Here is a 3,519-nt window from a genome sequence, read left to right on the forward strand (position 1 = left end):
TGCTGCTGCAACCACTAAAAACCATTTAGCTATTTTCGAAGCAGTAGATTCTGCTTTACGATCAAGATCTTTTTGCTTTTTGTAAAAATCTTCGCGTGCTTTCTTAGACATATAGCGACTCCTCTTCTAGTAAAATCATTACTCTCATTATACATGAAAGGGTAATTTTTCTATATAAATGTTAGATAAATACAAACAAACGTAAAATACCTGTAATATTGCACAGGATGTGAGCGCGGGCGGTCAGACAGGATGCGAAATCCGACTACAATTTAATCCACATCAAAAAACACGGTAAGGTAACATTCCCCTAACCGTGTTTTAACAAAATTGCACTACACTGCTGCTTGCGTCTTAAAGTCATTTGCTTTCAATTTCTTGTACTTTATAGTGTAGAAGAGAATGATTAAAAGCGTGAACACAATCAGAATTGACGTTAAAACAAATACATCAGTGCGTATGCTACCACCTATACCGAATAATTGTCTGTAGGCATCTACAGAATAAGTAATTGGTAGGTAGGGATGGATCGCTTCAAAGAATGGATTTGACAATTGAATTGGATAGGTACCACCTGAACCTGACAGTTGTAAAATCAAGAAAATTAACATTATGAAAGAGCCAATTTTATCAAACAATAAATTAAATAACATGACAATCGAAATTGAAGTTAAGGCCGTTATTATCGTTACGAGTAATGTTTTACTCATAGAAAATGTTTCTAAACCATTCACTGTATGTAATAGAAATACCATAATCAAGGATTGTAAAATACCAACCACTGCCAACACAGAGAATTTACTTGCCCACCAGCTGATGCCATTTTTAGGGCGACCTTTAGGTGTATAACTATCGAACATTAGATTTAAGGTAATTGCACCGATGAATAAAGCAACAGACATCATATATGGCGCCATCCCTGTACCATTATTTGGAATTGGTGCGGTTTCAGTTTGATTAGTGTCGACTGGTTCTGCCATCATGTCATACGTATTGTCAGTTGCATCAACTTCGTTCAGCGTTTGACTACCATTCGCTAACTGTGTACTTAATTCAGATGTACCACCAGCGATTGTGCCTAGGCCGTCACCTAATGTTTGTGAACCATTCGCCAATTGATCTGCCCCATCTGCAATTTGCCCTGCACCATCTGCAAGTTGGCTAGTACCATCAGTTAATAGACCACTATTAGCAACTAGTTGGCCAGTACCATCAGCCAAGGCTTGTGTACCTGCTTGCAATTGAATGGCGCCATCAGCCAAAGTGCCTGTTTGGCTATTCAATGTATTTAGACCTTCACTCAATTGATTAGAACCATCTGTTAGTGATAAACCACCCGCATTCAATTCTTGGGTACCGTCATTCAGTTGACTCATACCTGAAGCTAATGCAGTAGCACCACTTTGTGCTTGATCTATTCCAGCATCCAGTGTCTGTGCGCCCGCTAATAAGGTATTGCTACTAGATGCCACTTGGTTAACGCCATCAATTAAGGTATTGGTACCATCATATAAAGCATCATACCCTTCAGTTAATTGATGAACACTTGCTTGTAAATTAGCAATCTGGCTACCAATTACCGTGACATCAACGTCTTGCAAACTAGATAGAGACGATAAATCAGTAGAAATCGTTTGAACTGAGCCCGCTTGAGTAGTGGCCACTGTCGTAAATTGGTTTGCAACAGCCGTACTAACTGCAGCCTCTTGTTCAGGCGTTAATGCAGCCCCGCTTGCTTCAATTGCTGTTAAAACAGCTTCTGTATTACTAGTTGGGTCACTAACTGCTACAATACTGGTCAATTGTGTTTGCACATCTGCCATTGCAGTCGATAATGTCTCTAATTGGCCAGTAACATCTGATAAGTCTCCAGCTAAACTTGAATTCTGTAAACTACTATCTAAATTATCTAAACCTGATTTCATTTGATCTAATCCGGTTTGTAAAGCTGTTATTTTCGCAGCCTGTTCTTCGCTTGTTAGACTCGCATTTAATTGTGATAAGCCATCTGTTAAAGCCTGACTCCCTTCAGCTAATTGCACCATGCCATCGTTCAAACTATTAGCGCCATCTGCTAATGTCACTGTATTATCAGACAAAGTAGTTAACCCAGCACTTAGAGTAGCACTACCATCAGCTAAATCGCCTGCACCGCTAGTCAATTGACTTACGCCCGATGTCAAGGCAGGCATACTATCTGTTAATTGACTGGTACCTTCGTTTAAAGCCGTAGCACCTTCGTTTACTTGACTGACACCATCAATATATGTGTTTAAACCAACATCTAAGCTATCTGCCCCATCAGCAAAAATTAGACTTGATGATGCTAAAGTGTTTAAATTTTCTGTTATTGTAGCATTTCCATCTGCAGCTTCTTCTACACCGTCTTTAATTTGACTACCACCATCCGCAGCATCTTGCATTTTATCTGCCACAGTTTGTAATTGTGCAAAAATTGTTTCCGCGTATATTTTAGTCACTTCGCTAGATACCGAATCCTTAATCGTATTAGCTGCAGAAGAGGTTAGCTTGGAGGCAATATAAGAATGTCCCGCGCTGGTTTCATAATTTAAGGTCATTTGTTTGGGTTCATCTTCAAGTAAGCTCGTGGCGTTTTCTGAGAAATTTTTGGGAATGGTGATGACCATATAGTAATCACCATCTTTTAATCCAGCCTCAGCATCTGATTTTGACACAAATTCAAAATCCATTTCATCTGAATTTTCCAACTCATCCACTAAATTATCCCCTATTGCTAAGTTTTCATCATTATATTGAACTGCCTTGTCTTCATTCACAACGGCTACTGGTAAATTCGCAAGTTTTCCATATGGATCCCACATAGAACTCAAAAAAATTACTGTGTATAACGAAGGAATAAAAGCTATCCCTAGTAAAATAATGATCATTTTTTTCTTTGTAAATATTGATTGCCATTCTTGCTTAATCAAAGCAGCACACGTCCATTCTTATTCTTTTTCGTTAGAAGTAACAATTGATTCCCAATCTATAACATTCACTTCATTAGTGCCTGCTATTAATAATGATTCAAGTGTATATTTTTGTAATCGTTGTTTAAATAATTGCTCAGCATCAGAAAATACATCTAATACTTCGCGTTTTTTATTCTTAATTTTATCAGCATGTAAAAATACTTTTTCTGCTAAATTTGTTGGTCGAACAAAACTTTCTTTGCCCTCAATCGCTTCATAAATATGTAACATCGTCATATCTTTAGGTGATTTCTTTAATACAAAACCGCCATCCTTACCAGCTATAGAATGCACCAAACCTGAAACCACCAAAGTACGCATGATTTTTTTCAGGTATGAATCAGACACCTCAAGACGCCGACTTAAAATTGTGCTTTTTATGGGACGGTGATCGGCCTGGGTTGCCAGCATAATCATTATACAAAGGGCTTGTTCAACCCCACTTTTCATCTTCATTGAATACCCTCCATTCGTGGATGAAATTTATCTATGGATACATTCTATCTCTTGATGATTTCATTTACAA

Annotated in this window: 2 protein-coding genes; both read right to left on the reverse strand. The window is 38.0% G+C overall.

The features are described 5' to 3' along the window. Positions 1-335 precede the first annotated feature (335 nt). A complete protein-coding gene (locus ACRCJ0_RS10725) occupies positions 336-2,951 on the reverse strand; it encodes a YhgE/Pip family protein (protein ID WP_431387577.1) in 2,616 nt (871 codons plus the stop codon). Between the two features lie 18 nt (positions 2,952-2,969). Further along, positions 2,970-3,449 carry an RrF2 family transcriptional regulator gene (locus tag ACRCJ0_RS10730; protein WP_431390430.1) on the reverse strand — a complete coding sequence of 160 codons (480 nt, stop codon included), beginning with the start codon at positions 3,447-3,449 and terminating at the stop codon, positions 2,970-2,972. Between the last annotated feature and the right edge of the window lie 70 nt (positions 3,450-3,519).

The organism is Aerococcus sp. L_32 (assembly GCF_050689315.1).